An 18,787-nucleotide genomic window follows, 5' to 3' on the forward strand; every position below is an offset into this window, starting at 1 on the left:
AATGTTTCGTCGCTCCACCACTATCACGTCCTGATCACTCATGACATTGACCTCCTTCGCACAGAACCAAGAAGACGTCATGCTTTGGCGCGCGCTCGGACACGTTTGCAACGGGTTTTATATCGATGTGGGGGCAGCGGACCCGAAGATGTCGTCGGTCACGCGACTTTTCTACGACCACGGTTGGCACGGCATCAATCTGGAGCCGGACGCAACATTCTTTGAATTGCTGATTGCGGCGCGGCCCCATGATGTAAATCTTCGCCTCGCCGCTAGTCGCGAAGCGAAATCGCTCCACTTCCACCGGATCGATGGCAGCGGCCTTTCCACCGTCGATGCCGACATCGCCGCCCGCCATCAGGCTGCTGGCTGGCATGTGACGGAAGAGACCATCGAAGCGCTACCGCTCGCCGAGATCTGCCGGCAACACTGCCCCGATGGCCTCATTCACTTCCTGAAAATCGATGTCGAGGGCGCCGAAGGCGATGTCCTGGCCGGCGCCGACTTCCAGCGTTTTCGCCCATGGATCGTGCTGGTGGAAGCCACCCTGCCGAATTCGCAGGAAGAATCCTATGCCGACTGGGAGCCGATGCTCACGTCGCAAGGCTATGGCTTCGTGTGGTTCGACGGACTGAACCGCTTTTACCTGGCCGACGAGAAGAAGCACGAACTGGGAGCGTACTTCCGGGTTCAGCCCAACGTTTTTGACGGGTTTCGGACGCCTTTCGAGTTCCTGCAACGTGCCGAGCGTGCCGAACAGGAACTGCAGCAGGCTCGTGTACAGGCTGCCCATGAACTGCAGCATGTGCGCGAAGAAGCAGCGCAAGAAACGCAGCGTGTACAGGAGCAGGCAGCCGCAACACTGCGTGACGCGGATTCGACGAGCCGTCAGGCAGCCACCGCCGTCGAACAGTTCGCGCGTCTCGTCGACGCGGCCAACCATCGTGCGGCCGCAGCCATGCAACAAGTAGAACAGATGGCGCAAACGCTGGACGAATCGACCCGGCGAGCCCATGCGGCTCTGGCCGAGCAGACGCTGCGCGGCGACGACGCGCAGCGCGCCGCACACGCGGCGCAGCACTCCGCGCGACTGGCAAACGAGCAAGTGGCCGCGATGCTCAACAGCACGTGTTGGCGCGTAACCGCGCCGCTGCGCATGGTGCGACGTATGCAGCCCACCAAACAGCTTGCTCGCGAGGTGTTTCATCGCGGCGGCCGATTCCTGCTGGGGCTGCCGGGAGGCCAACGCGGTTTGCGGTTTGTTCGTGCGGTTGCCCCACGGCCGGCAGAATGGCTGGCTCGTCGCTATCGGGTGTACGAGCAAACCGCGGTCATGCAGCAACAGGTGGCGGCAGCCGCCCCTGCGAGTGAGACCGATCTTAGCCCTGAAGAGGCGCGCTTGTATCGGCAATTGATCACGACCGATCCTGCCATTGCGACATCGGCTTGATCGTCCGCGTCTCGATGCTCCCTCTATTGCACTCTTAGAACAGACACTATGCGTCTTGTGATCGATTTACAGGCAGCCCAAGGAAGCGGCAGCGACCGCGGTATTGGTCGCTATTCACGGGAGCTTGCGCTGGCCATGGCCCGCAATGCGCGGGAGCATGAGGTCATCATTGCGCTCAATGGTAGCTATATGGAGAAAGCCGAGGAACTGATCGCAACCTTCTCGTCAGTTCTGCCGCGCGCGGACATCCGCGTCTGGCATCCGCCGCGCGGCGCGGTACCGTTGCTGCAAGACGCACCCCGCCTTGCCTTTGCTGAAACCTTGCGCGCGCAATTCCTTACCTCCCTGCAGCCAGACCTCGTGCACGTATGCAGCATGCTCGAAGACAACGACGTCGTCAGTTGCCAGCCGCGCCAACTGCAACCGTTGCCCGTGGTCGCGACCTTCTACGATCTGATCCCGCTATTGCGACATGCGGACTTCTTCGGAACTTCAAAAGTACCTTCGCCGCACACGCGTTGGTATTACCGTGGCATTCAGGAGCTGGCGTCGTGCGAAGGCCTGCTCGCCATTTCCGAATCGAGCCGTAACGAGGCGATCGACCATCTTGCGTTCACGCCGGAACGCGTTTTCAACATTCGGGCCGGTATTGGGCCGCAGTTTCATCCAATGCCACTGCCGGCTGACCAACGCGCTGAGTTGCTGGCGCGTTATGGCCTGAGCGACGCGTTCATCATGTTTCTTGCCGCGGACACGCCGAACAAGAACGAAGCGGGGTTGCTGGCAGCGTATGCGCGCTTGCCGAAGGCATTGCAAACGAAACATCAGCTCTTCATAGCAGGGCAACGAGACCGGCACAGGCTCTATCAGAAAGCGGCGGAACTCGGCATCCCAGCCAAGAGTCTCGTATACACCCCCTTCGTGGCGGAGAACGACTTGCAGGCGCTCTATTCCGCTTGCAATCTCTTTGTCTTCCCTTCCCGGCACGAAGGTTTTGGTTTGCCGGCTGGGGAGGCGATGGCATGCGGCGCGCCGACCATTGTTAGTAATACCACGAGTCTTCCCGAAGTCATCGGGCGCGAAGATGCGACCTTTGACCCCGAAGACCCCGACTCCATTGCCGCTTGCATGTGCAAGGTACTGGAGAATCCGGCGTTTCAGCAGGAACTCGCAAGCTACGGTCCACTTCAGGCCGGACGCTTTACGTGGCAGGCGTCGGCCGAAAGGGGTTGGGATGCGCTCGAGGCCATCCTTGAAAGACGATCACGACAAGGTCGCACACGCATCGCGAGCGTCTTGCCGAAACGCCTCAGCCTTGCCTTCGTCTCGCCATTGCCGCCGCAGGACACTGCTGTCGCCGCATACAGTGCAGAACTACTACCCAGCCTCGCGCGTCACTACGACATCACGCTCGTCAGTGAGGAGGAAACGTCGGAGCATCGCCTGTGGGGATTTCCACGACTGACGCCGCAAGACTTCCTGGCGCAAGCCCGACGCTTCGATCGCGTCGTTTATCAAATCGGCAATTCGTCGTTGCACCGCTACCAGATCGAGACCCTGTTGCCGCGCTGCCCAGGTTTGGTCGTACTGCATGACGCATCGCTGTCCGACCTGATGTACACGTCTAGCAGCGAACGGGGACGTCCCGATGAATTCCAGGCAGGGCTGCTGCAGGCCCACGGATATCCGGCTTTGCGCTTCGCTGAACAGAACGGCATTGAAGCCACGCTGCGGCACTATCCGTGTAATCTTTCTGTGTTGCAGGAAGCGGTCGGCGTCATCCTGCACTCGTGCCTCGATACCAGAGTAATGAGCCAGCATTTCGGCCAAGACGCGATGCGCTCGCTTGTCGTGATCCCCGCAGAAAAGCAGCCCGCTCAAGCCACGGCCCGGATCTGTGCCGATGCTATCGAAGAGGTCTACTCGACGCCCGGCACCTCCGTCATTGCACAAAGCATGCGGACAGATCTCCAGGCAGTCTCCGCGCTGCCAAACGGCATCGCGGCTGCGTCGCGCGGTATAGTCCGCAGCTTCCCCTCGCCTTGGCGTGGCGGAGGCCATAACCGCTTGCTGATCGATATTTCCGAATTGGCGCGGATCGATTCGGGTTCGGGCATTCAACGCGTCGTACGCGAAATCACCCGTCGTGCTCTCGAAGCACCGCCACACGGCCGCCTCGGAGAAGCAGTACGGATCCGCGAAGGGCAGCTACGCCATACCTATGCGAGACCCCTGTCCCTGCTGAATCTGCCGCCACTCGATCTGCCGGAGGCCCCGGTCGATGTCCGGCCTGGCGATGTGCTGCTCCTCGCTGATGTCAATCCCGTCATCACAGCGGCCGAATTCGACGAATTGCGGCGCCTGCGCTTGAACGGACTGCGCGTGGTGCTGCTCGTGTACGATCTGCTCCCGTTGCGTTGTCCTCAATATTTCAATGACGATTTCGTCAAGCTCGTCACGCAGAACTGGTATGGCAATCTGCTTGGCATCGCCGACGCCGCCCTTTGCATTTCCCAGTCTGTCGCGGATGACGTGATGGCTTGGCTCGACGAAGACCCTAGTCTGCGCAACAAGCCTCTGCCGATCGGCTTCGCTCATCTCGGCGCGGATTTTCGAAACGACTTTCGCAAGGAAGAGTCGGAAGGGCGGATTTCGCCGGCCACGCAGCCCGCTCTCGACAATGCAAGGCAGCGACCGAGCGTCATCATGGTGGGCACGGTCGAACCCCGCAAAGGCCACACACAGGTCTTCGCAGCGTTCGAACGTCTATGGGAAGTCGATGAGAAGCTCAATCTCATCATCATCGGCAAGCAGGGCTGGAAGATGGACGAATTCGCCGACCAGCTTCAGCGTTCACCTGAGCTTGGCAAGCGTTTGCATTGGCTGCCTCGCTGCAGCGATGACGAGGTTCGCGCCCTGTATAACGCAAGCTCGGGACTCGTTATGGCATCCGTCAGCGAAGGATTCGGCTTGCCGATCGTCGAGGCGTTTCAGGCGGGCTTGCCGGTTCTGGTGCGTGACATTCCGGTATTCCGGGAGGTGGCCGGCGACGATGCCTGTTACTTCTCTGGGACCGATCCGGAGGCGCTTGCCACGGCACTGCGAAACTGGGCCGCGACCGGCTTTACGCCCCGTCCGCGCTCCGGATCGGAATTCACCTGGGACAACTGCTATCGCAAGATGTGTGACGCGATTTTTGAAGATGCGTGGTACACGACGTGGCAGCCGAAGAGCAGGATTGCGTAGGGAATGCACATCGAGTCGATGAACTGCGCTTGGGAGCGGTACAAGGCCGGGCTGACACATCGGTCGGGTACCCTGTGGGTCTGTTCTTTTCATCCCGCCAAGGCACCAAATCTCAATCAAGTGCGTAACACGCTCCACTCAGTCGCTCTTCTACGCAGCCGCTCGATTGCCTGATTTTTCTTGAATCAGATCAAAGAAGGCACGCGTAACAAGTGGATCGCTCCAATTCACGACGCTGCAATATATACCGTCTGTTGGGGGTGCGGCTAAATTCTTGGACTGATTTATGCCGCAATTCCAAGACTCTCCCGGTATTCAAGGGCGCTGAGAGAGCCGAGCGAGACGTGGATCCGCGTTGCGTTGTACCACCGGATGCAGGAGTCAAGGGGCTCGATGAATTGATCAACGGTCGTAGCCCGCCAGTCACGAGGATAGAATATTTCCGTCTTGAGTCGCCCGAAGGAGCCTTCACAGGCTGCGTTATCGGGCGAGCATCCTTTGCGTCACATCGAGCGAACGAACCTGGCATCGTGCATCCCGGATAGCCATCCCGGCCGACGATAGTGCGCACCGCGATCAGAGTGGACCACTGGCCGCTCATCACTATCAGCCACCGACTCGTAGCCGAATCGAGCATGGTATTGACGAGTTCAGCATCTGGTCGTGTGCCGATTGACCCGCTCACAACGACACCGTCGAAGCAGTCGATGACCGGCAACAGATACACCTTGCCGGCCGGGATCTGGAATTCGGTAATGTCAGTGAGCCATTTCTGGTTCGGGGCGACTGCATGGAACTCACGATTGATGAGATTCTCCGGCGCAGAGCTTATTTCTCCACGATAGGTGCCGTAGCGGCGTCGTCTGGTCGTGGCAGCGACCAGCCCCTCCTGTCGCATCAAACGTTGCACGACTTTCTCCGAGATGAACACCTGCTGCCTGCTCAATACCGCGTCGGATTCGACGATAGCCGTAGCAGCGATAATTGCATTCGAAGATGTCTGCGATGATGCGACGCGCGCCAGCATACCTGCCAGCGACAAGCAGACGTGCACGGTGATAGAAGTAAGAACTGCAGGCGAGCCTCAGAACGGATAACAGCTCTGGCAACGGATAGGTTTGTTTCAGGGCATCAATCAGCATCGTCTTCTCCCGGTTGCTCAGGAGCTGCGGGTCGATGCCCATTCCTTTTTTTACCAGTTCGTTCGCCTTCTTGAGGATGTCGTGCTCGAGCTGCAACTTCCGGATATCGCGTCGAGGCGATTCGACCTGTCGTTCCAGTTCCGCACGCTCATGGTCCGGTGCTGGCTTCTTCTGGCGTTTCATGGATGCTGGAACCTCCCGACCTAGGAGCTGATTCTTCCATTCGTACAGCATCGGCCCGCTCACGCCTGTTTTTTGGGCGACCACGCGTGCGCTTTCCTCTCTGGCGCACAATTCGATGACTGCCGCCCGGTTCACTGCTAGCGATTTCGGAACGCTACCAACTGCTCTGCCGACAAGGTGTTTTTCCGATTTCGGGGCACAGTTCTTCAATCCAGGCTGCAAACGTCCCGCGACTCGGGTAGCCCAAGGCCCTTAGGGTTGCAGCAGCACGACGGTCATGGCTCAGGTAATGATCGACGGCAGCTGCTTCTATTCGGCCGAATACCTCGGCGCGGCACGAACATGGCCAGTTCGTAGATCATGACACTGTTCGTATTCACGATGCCAGGCCTTCAGGGAATTCTTTGTCGGCTAACCCAACTGCCTGATGGTCGCCTTGATGCGCTTTCCCAACATTAGGTAGAGCCGAACCGCTTGAACGCGGTCTTCGTACGAGTACATGGACCACCTCCAGATAGTCCAGGATTTTGTCCGCACTCCCAGCAATCTCCCAGACGGTGCGCTGATCGAATACAATTTTTACAACACGGAAATGGAGCAACCCGACTCGGAGAGTTCGACCGACGCTTGCGCCTGCTAGCGCTGGCTTCTATACGCCACCCATGATGTGGCTCGACCCGTCGCCCCCCGATAGCATTCTTTCGAGTTGGACGAGCGCCGTGGAGTTTGCCGGCGTGACGCTGGCTGTGTGTGCCGCGCCAAATGCAACGAGCGTCACAGATCATGCGTCGTGAAGCCGCGGCTAGCGCTTGCACCATTTTCGTGACCCGAACGACTCGACCCCGCCTTCGCTAGTTAGCGGCCACTCAACTCGTCCGGGTGCACTACAACATCTTCTATTGCGGCTTTAAAACGAAAAGCCCGCTTCGTTCCGGCGGATATCCGCGTCGACCATCATCTGGCACAACTGCTCGAGCGTGGTCTTCGGCGTCCAGCCAAGTTCCTTCTGGGCCTTCTCCGGATTGCCGATCAGCAGATCGACTTCAGCGGGCCGGTAGAACTTCGGGCTGACTTTGACCAAGGTCTTGCCGGTTCGCGTATCGATACCGATCTCGTTCTCGCTGGCACCTTCCCACGCGAGTTGGAAGCCAGCTGCCTGCGCTGCCATCGACACGAAATCCCGCACGCTCTCCGTACGGTTCGTCGCAAGCACGTAGGTGTCAGGGCGGTCCGCCTGCAGCATGCGCCACATGCCTTCGACGTATTCCTTCGCATAACCCCAGTCGCGCTTGGCGTCGAGGTTGCCGAGCTCGAGCACGTCGAGCTTGCCGAGACGGATCTTTGCGAGGCAGTCCGTGATTTTCCGCGTGACGAACTCGCGTCCGCGCAGTGGCGATTCGTGATTGAACAGAATGCCGCTGCAACCGAAGATGCCGTAGCTCTCGCGGTAGTTGATCGTCATCCAGTGCGCGTAGAGCTTCGCCACACCGTACGGGCTGCGCGGATAGAAAGGCGTGCTTTCAAGCTGCGGAATCGCCTGCACCTTGCCGAACATCTCGGACGTGCTGGCCTGATAGAAACGGATTGCCGGATTGACGGTTCGAATCGCCTCGAGCAGATTGAGCGCACCGATCCCGGTGATTTCCGCGGTGGCGGCCGGCTGATCGAACGATACGCCCACGAAGCTCTGTGCCGCGAGGTTGTAAACCTCGGTTGCCTGCGTTGTCTGAAGCAGTCGGATACTCGCACCCAGGTCCGTCAGATCATATTCGACGAGGTGGAGGTTCGGATGATTGCCGACGCCGAGTTCTTCGATGCGCCAGAAGTTCACGGAACTAGTGCGCCGATAGGTGCCATAGACAGTATGGCCTTTCTCGAGAAGAAGTTCTGCGAGATATGCACCGTCCTGCCCTGTAATGCCAGTAATGATCGCAACAGTCATGTTTCTTTTCAGTTAACCAATGTTGAATTTCTTGTGACGTCCAGCGGACGACACTCAATCCGTTCCAATTTGCCTCTAAACTTCCGGCCACCGATCAGTAGACTCACCGATTCCGGCAGCAAGCAACTCACTCCGCCGGGCACCCGCTCTCAGACGAGCGCACCCACTCGTGGCGGCCACGCCAATCCGAAATTCTCTTCGTCAAAAGTCAGATTGGGACTATAAAACGGATCGTCCCGCAGCAAGCTGCCCCAGCGCGTCCGCATGTACTGCACCTCTTTGTCGAAGCGAGCCTGCATTGCGAGATCGCTGTCGTCACGTCGAGTCGCCGACTCATGGTGATACAACTCCGCATAAGGCGTCCAAACATTGCGATAGCCGGCCTCACGCACACGAATGCAAAAGTCGACATCGCTGAACGCCATGCTTGTATCCTTCTCATTCAGCCCTGCCGTGTCGCGATAAACCGACTTGCGCACGATCATGCATGCAGCCGACACCGCGGAAACGGTACACCTAAGGCTAGCCCGGCCAAAATATCCGAATGATCCGCGCGGAAGGTGGTGGTGGACGCGTCCCGCCATGCCCAACAGACCGAGCGCGAAACCGGCATGCTGAACCGTGTCATTGGGATAAAGCACCTTCGCGCCTACTGCCCCGACGCCCGGCTGCAACGCGATACTGACCATTTCCGACAACCACCCGGGCGTGATCACCTCGATACCATTGTCGATTAACCCCACGATGTCACCATTCGACGCCTCGATGGCCGAATTGCACCATGCGGAGAAATTGAACGGTCGATCGTCGCGCAGTACCCGTACGACTTCGTCATGTTCGAGCGAGGCGATAGAGCCCAGCGTGGCCGGATCACCCGATCCACTATCGACCACAATGATTTCGAAATTTCTGTATGTGGTCTTATCGACAATGCTCTTGATGCACTCCCTGACCAACTCAGGCTCATTTCGCGTCGGGATAATCAGACTCACGAGCGGCGCCGGATCCGGCAGCGCGTATCGTACACGGTAACCGTTAAGCTCAAATTCAGCCGTGCCTCGAATGCCCGTTCTGTCTAGGTGATCGTTGAGCGCGCGCTCGCCAGCCACCACTGCGTAAGGCTTCGCATCCGTGCCAGACGCAGTACTTTCCGCATGAACACGCCAGTGATAAAGCACGCGAGGAATATGATGAATCGCGCCACCACCTGCGCGCTCGGCGCAACGAAGCGCAAGGTCATAATCTTGCGATCCTTCGTATCCTTCTCGAAATCCACCGACTTCGTCGAGCAGGTCCTTCTGAAACACACCCAGATGACTGAACATGTTCTGCGAAAGAAACAGATCGGGATTCCAGTCGCACTTGAAATACGGTTCACGGCGCTTGCCTGATTCGTCGATCTTGTCTTCGTCGGAGTAAATCATCCGGATTTCTGGATTGCGCTGAATCGCATCGGCGACGCAATAAAGCGCATGCTCCGGCAAAACATCGTCGTGATCGAACAGCGCGACCCATGCGCCAGTCGCGAGTCCTAAAGCGGTATTCGACGCAGCCGAAATATGGCCGTTCTTTTCGCGGAAAGCGACCTTAATCCGCGCATCTGCGGACGCATGACGATCGAGTAGCGGTCGGATCGCAGGATCGGTCGATACGTCGTCTGCGATGCAAAGTTCCCAATGCGGATAAAGCTGAGCGCGGATCGATTCGATCGCCTGTGCAAGCCATTGGGGGTTGGGATTGTACACCGGCATCACCACCGAAATCCGAGGCGGATTCTCGAAGTTGGCGACGCGCTCACGAATGACTGCGCGAGTTGCGTCGTCGATCTGATCAAAGCAGCGCACCCATTCGCCGTAGCGCCGGGGATCGACCGTACCGGGCGCGCCTGCGCGCAACCACGCAATCCGGGTTTTTATGCCCGCAAGTCCTTCACGGCGAAAGACGCCGTACGCCTTGCGTACGACCCGTCGCAAACCGTCGCCGCCGGCTGCCTGGTTCAGGAGCGAGCGCTTTTTGCGAATCCTCATGGACTCAGTACCCTGCCACCTCGGCTTTGCCAATCCACAAGCTTCAGCCCCCCATTGCAGTCGCGTACTGCGACACGACTTCTTCGACTTCTCCGAACGCGCGCACGCGCCCGCGTTCCATCCACAATGCCTTGTTGCAAACCTTGCGGATTTCCGAGTTCGAATGCATTGCAAGAACAACGATTTCGGCCCGGCAGCGGAGCTCTTCGAGACGCGCCTCCGCCTTGTGCATGAACGATGCATCGCCGACGCCCATCACTTCGTCGAGAAGCAAAATCTCTGCATCGACTGCTGTGGAAACGGCAAACGCGAGCCGCATTCTCATCCCGCTTGAGTATGTACGGATCGGAAGATCCAGATAGTCGCCCAATTCGCTAAACTCGGCGATACCGCTTTGCTTCTCCCGAATCTCCGCATCGGTCATGCCGAGCAGCAGACCGCGCAGCCGGATGTTCTGCATGCCGGTCGAGTTCTCGTCCATGCCAAGACTGATGTCGAGCAACGGCACGACCTTGCCGTCTCGCGACAGCGTACCCGCCGTCGGAGGGTAAATGCCCGCCATCGCCCGTAATAGCGTCGACTTGCCTGCGCCGTTGTGGCCGATAAGGCCCACGCGATCTCCGCGCTCGAAGCGAAAACTGAGGTCGTCCAACGCACGTACGACGATAACACCGTCGTTGCCTTCCGCAATCCGGTTGCGTCGTCCCATACGCAGCACCTGCTTCTTCAGCGAGCGACCCTGGACGTCGAAGATCGGCAGATCCAACGTCACGTTGTTCAGTTCAATGTAAGCCATGTCGCTCTCTCTTCAAACCCAGTACGGAAGACGTTTCAAATATCGGCCGGTCATCAGCAATGCAATCGGCCAGCCGATGACCGCCATGCCAATGGTCACTTGCCATGCCAGCATGCTGGGCATTTGCCCGATCAGCGGAGCACGTACGATCTCAATGAGATAAGCAAGCGGATTCCATTCGACGATGAACGCGAATCGGTTCAATGCATCGGGACGGAAAATGATGGGCGTGATATAGAAAGCCACTTGCAGCAACGCACTGATGATTTGCGGTAGATCGCGAAAGCGCGCCGACAACAAGCCGGTCAACATCGCAATCCAAAGCACATTCAGAAGGTACACCAGCAACCCAGGAATGAAGATCGGCAGCGTCTCCCAGCTTTTAACGCCATAGATCACAAGGAGGCCAATCACGATCACGAAGTTGTGGGCGAGGACGATCAGATTCCTCCATACGACCTGCAGAATGAAGATTAGCTTTGGCGTAGGGACCTGTCGTATGTAAGAAGCCCCGCTGATATACGCGACACTGCCTTCGTTAACCGACTGCGAAAAGAGCCCCCATAGCACGATGCTCGACGCGAGGAACGGGAGATATTCGTCCATCTTCTGTCCGAACAACGTGCCATAGACCATGCCGAGCGACCCAATCATTACGCCCATACTAATCGTGAGCCAGAACGGTCCGACCCGAGAGCGCGCGTAACGCTGACGGATCTCCAGCCAGCCAAGCAGCGTCCACAACCGCCATGACGAGATGCTCTGTTTAAGGTCAAGAAGTGAAAGAGTCAGCATGCAATCTTTGTAAGTGAGTGAAATTGAAAAACAGGCAGTCCCGCGCTTCAAAGCGCCCCGGTACGCCCGGTCAGCCCGTGCCAAATGCCCAGCAGCGACAATCGCACATGCAAGAGGCGAGGCTGCATGAACAAACCGTAGATGAGTAGCCGCACGGGCATCTTCACAAGCTCCGTCGACTTCCAGCTCCAAGGCACATAGGCGCGACGGATCAGTACGATCGCGTTGCGGAACAAATAATAGTGCCTAAGGGCACTATGGCCGGGATAACTTCGCCCGAAGACCTTCACGGGTTGGCCGCCCAGTTCATGCGTGAGGCGCAATGCCGGCGCTCCGAGCACCGAATATCCTTTCGAGCGAGCCCGCGCGCACCATTCGAGATCGACGAAATCAATGAACAGCGCGTCGTCCATTGGGCCTATGTCATGCCAGACTGCGAGATTCACACACGATCCCGACGTGATCAGAAAGTCGACGTCGATCGGCTTCACGCCTTCCGGCCGGATCCGGCGCAGCCACAGATAACCGAAGCGGACGAACGGCGCGACTCCGCGCAGCCGCACATCTTCATAAGCCGGGCCAATGAGCGCCACGCGATGATCGCACATGCGCTCGACCTCCAGCGTCCGCGGCAGTTCAATCAGCAACTGCTCCGATGGTTCGCTATCCTGATCGAACAGCAATGCTGACGTACAACCCATGCCAATGAGGCGCTCGACTCCCTGATTAAGCGCCGTCGCAATGCCAAGATTGGCGTTGTTCGCTACATAGTCGATCCGCGCGTCGAGCCCAAGCGCGGCCGGCGTGGACGCGCTCTCCGTATTGTCGACGACCACGCACGGCCACACCTCGGCGAGCCGATTCGCGCGAGCCACGCAGTCGCGATCCGGTCGATAAAACACGACCACGATACCGGCCCGCTGTTCACGCGCGGGGTATTGGCTCAAATTATTCACTCAGGCACAGCTTCAGCGCATCGGCCCAATCCGGCAACCGCAACCCAAATGCTTCGGTCAGCTTGTCGTGCGACAACCGCGAATTGACAGGACGCTTTGCAGCCACCGGATAGTCGCTCGACGGAATCGGCACGACCTTCGGCGCACGCTCGCCCATCGCATCGGCAAAGATCGCTTCTGCAAATCCGTGCCACGATGTGGCGCCAGCGGACGCGAAGTGATATAGGCCAGAGCGCCGCGCCCACCAGTCACGCTCATCCGACGCCAACGCTTGCGCAACAATATGTGATGTCGCCGTGGCGATAGTTTTCGCCCAAGTCGGCGCGCCAATCTGATCGTCAACAACGCGCAGTTCGGAGCGCTCACTGCCGAGCTTCAGCATCGTCAAAAGGAAGTTCTTGCCTCGCCGCCCGTACACCCAGCTGGTCCGAAGAATCAGGTGTGCGCATCCCGTCGCCGCGATGGCCCGCTCACCCTCGAGCTTTGTCAGCCCATACACGTTTTGCGGATTCGTCTCATTGGTTTCGACATAGACGCCCTTCTTGGTGCCGTCGAACACGTAGTCGGTCGAGTAATGAACCAGTGCCGCTCCGCTGCGCGCCGCTTCCTCCGCGAAGACGCGCGGCACCTCGGCATTCAGGCGGCGCGCCGCATCAACGTCTGTCTCCGCCTTGTCGACGGCGGTGTAGGCGGCCGGATTCACGATGATTGACGGCTTCAACTCGCGCACGACACTGCGTACCCGGTCCAGATCGGACAAATCGAGCATCGAACGGTCGCACGCAACCACACGCCCCAAACCTTGCAGCGAGCGTAGCAGTTCGAAGCCGACCTGCCCATTTACGCCTGTCACGAAGATCGTCGGTTCAGATTTCACAGCCCCACCTCATGCATACACGTCCGCTTCCGCCAGCCGCTTGCCCGCCGCGTCTTTCGCCGCGAGCAGCGGCTCGAAGTCGATCGGCCATTCGATGCCGATCGCAGGATCGTTCCAGACGATGCTGCGCTCATGCTCGGGGAACCAGTAGTCGGTGGTCTTGTAGAGAAACTGCGCCGACTCGGACAGCACGACGAAGCCATGCGCGAAACCGGGCGGCACCCACAGCTGCCGATGGTTCTCGACCGACAGATGCACGCCGACCCACTTGCCGAAATTCGGCGAGCTCTTGCGGATATCGACGGCCACGTCGAACACTTCGCCTTCGACCACACGCACCAGTTTGCCTTGCGCGTGCTCGATCTGATAGTGCAGGCCGCGCAGCACACCTTTCGCGGAGCGCGAGTGGTTGTCCTGAATGAACTCGACGCCCGCCTCGACCTTCCCGGCAAACTCGAGCGCATTGAAGCTCTCGAAGAAGAAGCCCCGCGCATCGCCGAACACCTTCGGCTCGATGATCTTGACTTCGGGCAGCGCGGTTGCGGTTACCTGGATGGCCATGCGACGTGGTCCGTAAGAATGTTTTGGAGGTACTGCCCGTAGGCGTTCTTGGCGAGCGGCTTGGCGAGCGCCAGCAGTTGCTCGTCGTTGATCCAGTTGCGCCGGTACGCGATCTCTTCCGGACACGCGACCACCAGACCCTGGCGCTTTTGCAGCGTCGCGATGAACGTCGCCGCTTCGATCAGCGAATCGTGCGTGCCGGTATCGAGCCACGCATAACCACGGCCCATGATCTCGACATTCAGCGCGGCGTTCGCGAGGTAGTGCGAGTTGACGTCGGTGATTTCGAGCTCGCCGCGCGGCGACGGCTTGATCTCCGCCGCGATATCGCAGACCTGCTTGTCGTAGAAGTATAGGCCGGTGACTGCATAGTTCGAACGCGGTTTGGCCGGCTTTTCTTCGATCGACAACGCGCGAAATTCCCGGTCGAATTCGACCACGCCGTAGCGCTCCGGATCGTGCACGTGATACGCGAACACGGTCGCGCCTTCTTCCTGACTATTCGCGTGCTCCAGCTGCTTCGCGAGATCGTGGCCGTAGAAGATGTTGTCGCCGAGAATCAGCGCCGACGGATCGTTGCCCACGAACGCGCGGCCGATGATGAACGCCTGCGCGAGACCGTCCGGCGAAGGCTGCACCGCGTACTGGATGTTCATCCCCCACTGGCTGCCGTCGCCGAGCATCGCCTCGAAGCGCGGCGTGTCCTGCGGCGTGGAGATGATCAACACGTCGCGAATGCCCGCCACCATCAGCGTGGACAGCGGGTAATAGATCATCGGTTTGTCGTAGACCGGCAGCAGTTGCTTCGATACGACGTGCGTGATCGGATACAGGCGTGTGCCCGATCCGCCCGCGAGAATAATGCCTTTGCGCGCCATTGCCGTGCCTTTACGCGCGCTGCGCGTAGTTGGTCTCAACCCACTTGCGATATTCGCCCGAAGCGACTTCGTCGGACCAGGCCTGATTGTCCAGATACCACTGGACCGTCTTGGCGAGACCCGTTTCGAACGTCTCCGCCGGCTTCCAGCCGAGTTCGCGTTCGAGCTTGCGAGCGTCGATGGCATAACGGCGGTCGTGGCCCGGACGATCCTTCACATACGTGATCTGATCGCGATACGAAGCGCCCGCCTTCGGACGCAGTTGATCGAGCAGGTCGCACAGCGTGTGCACGACGTCGAGGTTCTTCTTCTCGTTCCAGCCGCCGACGTTGTACGTTTCGCCCGGCGTGCCGCGCGCGAGCACTTCGCGGATCGCGCTGCAGTGGTCGCCGACATACAGCCAGTCGCGCACGTTCTGACCGTCGCCGTACACCGGCAGCGGCTTACCGGCGAGCGCATTGGCGATCATCAGCGGGATCAGCTTTTCGGGGAACTGGTACGGGCCGTAGTTGTTCGAGCAGTTCGTCGTCAGTACCGGCAGGCCGTACGTGTGATGGTACGCGCGCACCAGATGGTCGGAACCCGCCTTGGTCGCCGAATAAGGACTGTTCGGCGCGTACGGCGTGGTTTCGGAGAACTGCGGATCGGTGGCGGACAGCGAGCCGAACACTTCGTCGGTCGATACGTGCAGGAAACGGAACGCAGCCTTGTCGGCCTCGCCGAGCGTGTTCCAGTAGTTGCGGGTCGCTTCGAGCAGCGTGAAGGTGCCGACCACGTTGGTCTGCACGAAGTCAGCCGGGCCGTGAATCGAACGATCGACGTGGCTCTCGGCGGCGAAGTGCAAAACGGCGCGCGGCTTGTGCTCGGCGAACAGCGCGTCGAGCGCGTCGCGATCGCAGATATCCACGCGCGCGAAGACGTGTTTGGGATTGCCCTGTTGCGATTTGAGCGTGCGCAGATTGCCTGCGTACGTCAGCTTGTCTACGTTGAGCACCGCTTCGTCGGAGGCATCGAGCCAGTCGAGCACGAAATTGGCGCCGATAAAACCGGCGCCGCCCGTTACCAGGATCATGAAATTCCCTTCTAGATGTTAGTGGCAAGCCGGACTCGATTCGCCGCCCTGCTCACCCCGCGTGGTGATTTTCCGATTCTGCAGGCGTCGTTTGCTCTGCTTGTGTGCAAGCAGACGCTCAGACGCCAATTTTATGATGCCCCGATTATAAAGCCGCCCCGGGCAAAAACTAGAACCCTAACAACTTGAAACAGCTTGACAGGTTTGGTTTCCGATGGTCGGGATGTGGGGACTTTTTTGCCGCTCAATGGCGTGGCGACGCGTGATTGCAACTCGCGTCGAGGTGTAGGAAGACAGGCCGGCGATTCGCGGAGAAGACGGTCGCGTCGCTGGGGATGAGCGACGCGACACGGCGGAAGGGGAACGAACGTAGCGTATGCCGAAAAAACGCGCAGACGCGCACGCAAAACGCGGCAGGCGACGCAATCGCGATGCGCCGACGCGCCGCGGCTGCCGCACGTTATGCGGCAAGCATCCAGCGCAGCGTTTCGATGAACGGAATCGACTCCACGCCCGGCACCAGCGAGCGCAGCCTGGCCGGCGAGCCGGCCAGCATCTTCACGTCGGTTTGGCGAACGAAAGCGGGATTGATGCGGACTTCGAGCTCATGCCCCGTCAGCTCGCTCGCGGTCGCAAGAATGTTGCGCAGCGTGTAGGGCGTGCCGGTGCAGACGTTGACGGTCTCGCCCGCGACGTCGGAATCGAGTAGCGCTTCGTACGCGCTCGCCACATAGCGCACGTCGGAAAAATCGCGCGCGACGTCGATGTTGCCGAGTTCGATCGACGGCGCGCGGCGCGCGAAATGCTCGACGATCTTCGGCACGAGGAAGTTCGTTGCCTGCCCGCGACCGGTGTAGTTGAACGGCCGCACGATCAGGATCGGCAAGCGGTCGAACCACGTGCGCACCATCGCTTCCATTGCCGCCTTGCTGGCCGCGTAGTGATTGACTGGCGTGAGCGGAAAGCTTTCGTCGATCGCGTCGCTCGTCACGTTGCCGTAGACGTTCGCGCTGCTCGCGATCAACAGCTTGCGCGGTGTATGACCGACGGCGTCGCACGCCTCCAGCAGATTCAGCGTGCCGATCACGTTGACGCGGTAGAAGTCGAGCGGATCTTTATGGCCGACGAAGCTGATCGCGGCGAGGTGCACAATGTAGTCGGGCCGCGTGCTTTCGATCACGCGCCGGCACGCCTCGGGCGATGTGATGTCGAGACGCACGCGGGTCGGCGTGTCGGGTTCGCTGTGGCCGGCCGTCGTTTCGATCACGGTATGGCCGCGACCGAGCAGCTTTTCGACCAGATAGCGGCCGGTAAAACCGTTCGCACCGGTGACGAGCGTGCGGATAGGTTGCTCCGCATGGGAAGGGGAAGACGACATGCTTTCTCCGTTCACGAGGGTCATCCTGTTGTGTTGCAATATCGCGCGCGGCGCAGGTGGGCTCGCCTGCTAGCGGCGCTCGACGCGGCACGTCACGATATCGGAACGTCAAACGGGCTATTATGTCACGCTAGCATGTTGCACTGCCCAACGCGGCACGCCCCGTGCGTCACCGCGAGTATCGAACCGCACCGACTCCTTGATGACACCCTCCTCGACCTCCCACCCCTCCTCTGCCCTGGTCCCTCTGGCTTTCGGCGATCTGCAAGGCTGTCGCAAGCCGTTCCAGCAACTGCTCGCGAAGGCTGCGCCGCCAGACGGCACGCCGTTGTGGTTCGCGGGCGATCTGATCAACCGGGGCTCCGAATCGCTCGCCACGCTGCGCGACGTGATCGCGCTCGGCGAACGTGCGGTGCCGGTGCTGGGCAATCACGATCTGCATCTGTTGTCGGTGTCGGCGGGGATTCGCAAGTCGAAGAAAGGCGACACGATCGACGAGATCCTCGCCGCGCCCGACGCCGCCGATCTGCTCGAATGGATACGCCATCGTCCGCTCGCGCACTTCGAGCACGGCATGCTGATGGTGCATGCGGGCGTCCTGCCGCAATGGGACGTGAACCTGACGCTGGAACTCGCCGACGAATTGCAGCGCGCGTTGCGCGCGCGGAACTGGAAGGAGACGCTCGCCGGTTTGTACGGCAACGAGCCCAATCGCTGGAAGCCGGGTTTGAAGGGCATCGACCGTTTGCGCGTAACCTGCAGCGCGTTGACGCGCATCCGCTTCTGCAACGCCGACGGCGCGATGGATTTCAGCAGCAGCGGCAGCCTGAACTCCGCGCCGCCGGGCTGTGTGCCGTGGTTCGATGTGCCGTCGCGCAAGACCGCCGACGTGACCGTCGTGTTCGGTCATTGGGCCGCGCTCGGTTTGACCTTGCGCGACAACCTGATCGGACTCGACTCGGGCTGCGTGTGGGGCGCAAAGCTGTCCGCCGTGCGGCTCGCGCAAGATCCGGCGGAACGCACGCTGACGCAGGTCGATTGCGAGTCGTGCCGCGAGCCGGGCGGCGGCAACTAACACGAGGAGGTCTGGAAGGGTCGGGGGCGTTGCGCGATCAGGGGGCGCGGGTTGCGGACTCGCGCGCTCGCGGTGTCGCGGTGTCGCGCCGGCACTCGCGATAGAAGCGTGCCGCGCGATGAGCGCGAAGCCCTCAGGCCGAGCGGCCCGGCCGATCGACCGGTTCGATCAGCGCGCCGGTCGCGGCGCCCGCAGCCGCTTCTTCCGCCACCAGCGCGCCGGCCTTCGCCGTGCCGCCTTGCAGTTGCCGCAACGCAGCGGCCACCGCCTCCTGCGCTTGCGCGGCCAGCGTACGCCGATCCGCGCCCGCCGCGAGCGGCTCTCCGACATACACATGCGCGGTGAGCGGACCGCCGCGCAGTAGCAAATTCAGCGAATCGGCAAGCGACAGGTCGTCGATATACGCGGG

Annotated in this window: 13 protein-coding genes and 2 pseudogenes; 3 read left to right on the top strand and 12 right to left on the bottom strand. The window is 60.1% G+C overall.

Annotation, left to right across the window (positions count from 1 at the left end):
* The first annotated feature begins 40 nt into the window (after positions 1 to 40).
* Together BGI01S_RS29125 and BGI01S_RS29030 are read left to right on the top strand one after the other, a co-directional pair.
* Positions 41 to 1,450: an FkbM family methyltransferase gene (locus tag BGI01S_RS29125; protein ID WP_062857795.1), complete on the top strand. Its 1,410-nt coding sequence runs from the start codon at positions 41 to 43 to the stop codon at positions 1,448 to 1,450.
* A 48-nt stretch (positions 1,451 to 1,498) separates the two neighbouring features.
* Positions 1,499 to 4,696: a glycosyltransferase family 4 protein gene (locus tag BGI01S_RS29030; RefSeq protein ID WP_084585437.1), complete on the top strand. Its 3,198-nt coding sequence runs from the start codon at positions 1,499 to 1,501 to the stop codon at positions 4,694 to 4,696.
* 284 nt (positions 4,697 to 4,980) lie between these two features.
* Here BGI01S_RS29030 and BGI01S_RS20440 read toward each other — a convergent pair.
* The 11 genes and pseudogenes from BGI01S_RS20440 to BGI01S_RS20490 form a co-directional block, all read right to left on the bottom strand.
* Positions 4,981 to 6,522: pseudogene (locus BGI01S_RS20440) on the bottom strand (IS3 family transposase).
* A gap of 406 nt (positions 6,523 to 6,928) precedes the next feature.
* Complete coding sequence (gene gmd / locus BGI01S_RS20445) at positions 6,929 to 7,963, bottom strand: GDP-mannose 4,6-dehydratase (RefSeq protein WP_042327826.1); 1,035 nt, start codon at positions 7,961 to 7,963, stop codon at positions 6,929 to 6,931.
* Between the two features lie 149 nt (positions 7,964 to 8,112).
* The gene (locus BGI01S_RS20450) at positions 8,113 to 9,990 is read right to left on the bottom strand and encodes a glycosyltransferase family 2 protein (protein WP_042327827.1); all 1,878 of its coding nucleotides are present in this window, start codon (positions 9,988 to 9,990) and stop codon (positions 8,113 to 8,115) included.
* A 43-nt stretch (positions 9,991 to 10,033) separates the two neighbouring features.
* The gene (locus BGI01S_RS20455) at positions 10,034 to 10,786 is read right to left on the bottom strand and encodes an ABC transporter ATP-binding protein (protein WP_042327828.1); all 753 of its coding nucleotides are present in this window, start codon (positions 10,784 to 10,786) and stop codon (positions 10,034 to 10,036) included.
* 12 nt (positions 10,787 to 10,798) lie between these two features.
* Complete coding sequence (locus BGI01S_RS20460) at positions 10,799 to 11,581, bottom strand: ABC transporter permease (RefSeq protein ID WP_042327829.1); 783 nt, start codon at positions 11,579 to 11,581, stop codon at positions 10,799 to 10,801.
* A gap of 47 nt (positions 11,582 to 11,628) precedes the next feature.
* Positions 11,629 to 12,489 carry a glycosyltransferase family 2 protein gene (locus BGI01S_RS20465; protein WP_042327846.1) on the bottom strand — a complete coding sequence of 287 codons (861 nt, stop codon included), beginning with the start codon at positions 12,487 to 12,489 and terminating at the stop codon, positions 11,629 to 11,631.
* A gap of 40 nt (positions 12,490 to 12,529) precedes the next feature.
* Positions 12,530 to 13,414 (bottom strand): dTDP-4-dehydrorhamnose reductase, encoded by an 885-nt coding sequence (gene rfbD / locus BGI01S_RS20470; protein WP_042327830.1) that lies wholly within the window; start codon positions 13,412 to 13,414, stop codon positions 12,530 to 12,532.
* 9 nt (positions 13,415 to 13,423) lie between these two features.
* Positions 13,424 to 13,975 (bottom strand): dTDP-4-dehydrorhamnose 3,5-epimerase, encoded by a 552-nt coding sequence (rfbC, locus tag BGI01S_RS20475; RefSeq protein WP_042327831.1) that lies wholly within the window; start codon positions 13,973 to 13,975, stop codon positions 13,424 to 13,426.
* Entirely contained in the window at positions 13,960 to 14,853 is an 894-nt protein-coding gene (gene rfbA / locus BGI01S_RS20480) for a glucose-1-phosphate thymidylyltransferase RfbA (RefSeq protein WP_042327832.1), read from the bottom strand. The genes rfbC and rfbA overlap by 16 nt, the downstream gene beginning before the upstream one ends.
* Before the next feature lie 10 nt (positions 14,854 to 14,863).
* Positions 14,864 to 15,925, bottom strand: coding sequence for a dTDP-glucose 4,6-dehydratase (gene rfbB / locus BGI01S_RS20485; protein WP_042327833.1), 1,062 nt, complete (start codon positions 15,923 to 15,925; stop codon positions 14,864 to 14,866).
* A gap of 460 nt (positions 15,926 to 16,385) precedes the next feature.
* Positions 16,386 to 17,303 carry a GDP-mannose 4,6-dehydratase gene (locus BGI01S_RS20490; protein ID WP_232624311.1) on the bottom strand — a complete coding sequence of 306 codons (918 nt, stop codon included), beginning with the start codon at positions 17,301 to 17,303 and terminating at the stop codon, positions 16,386 to 16,388.
* Between the two features lie 202 nt (positions 17,304 to 17,505).
* Here BGI01S_RS20490 and BGI01S_RS20495 point away from each other — a divergent pair, with 202 nt between their 5' ends.
* Entirely contained in the window at positions 17,506 to 18,378 is an 873-nt protein-coding gene (locus BGI01S_RS20495; RefSeq protein ID WP_042327835.1) for a symmetrical bis(5'-nucleosyl)-tetraphosphatase, read from the top strand.
* Between the two features lie 133 nt (positions 18,379 to 18,511).
* On the opposite strand, the pseudogene BGI01S_RS30625 reads toward BGI01S_RS20495, so the two are convergent.
* Positions 18,512 to 18,787, bottom strand: a pseudogene (locus BGI01S_RS30625) (1-acyl-sn-glycerol-3-phosphate acyltransferase); the annotation flags it as partial.

It is taken from the genome of Paraburkholderia ginsengisoli NBRC 100965 (assembly GCF_000739735.1).
In the GTDB taxonomy this organism is placed as follows: domain Bacteria; phylum Pseudomonadota; class Gammaproteobacteria; order Burkholderiales; family Burkholderiaceae; genus Paraburkholderia; species Paraburkholderia ginsengisoli.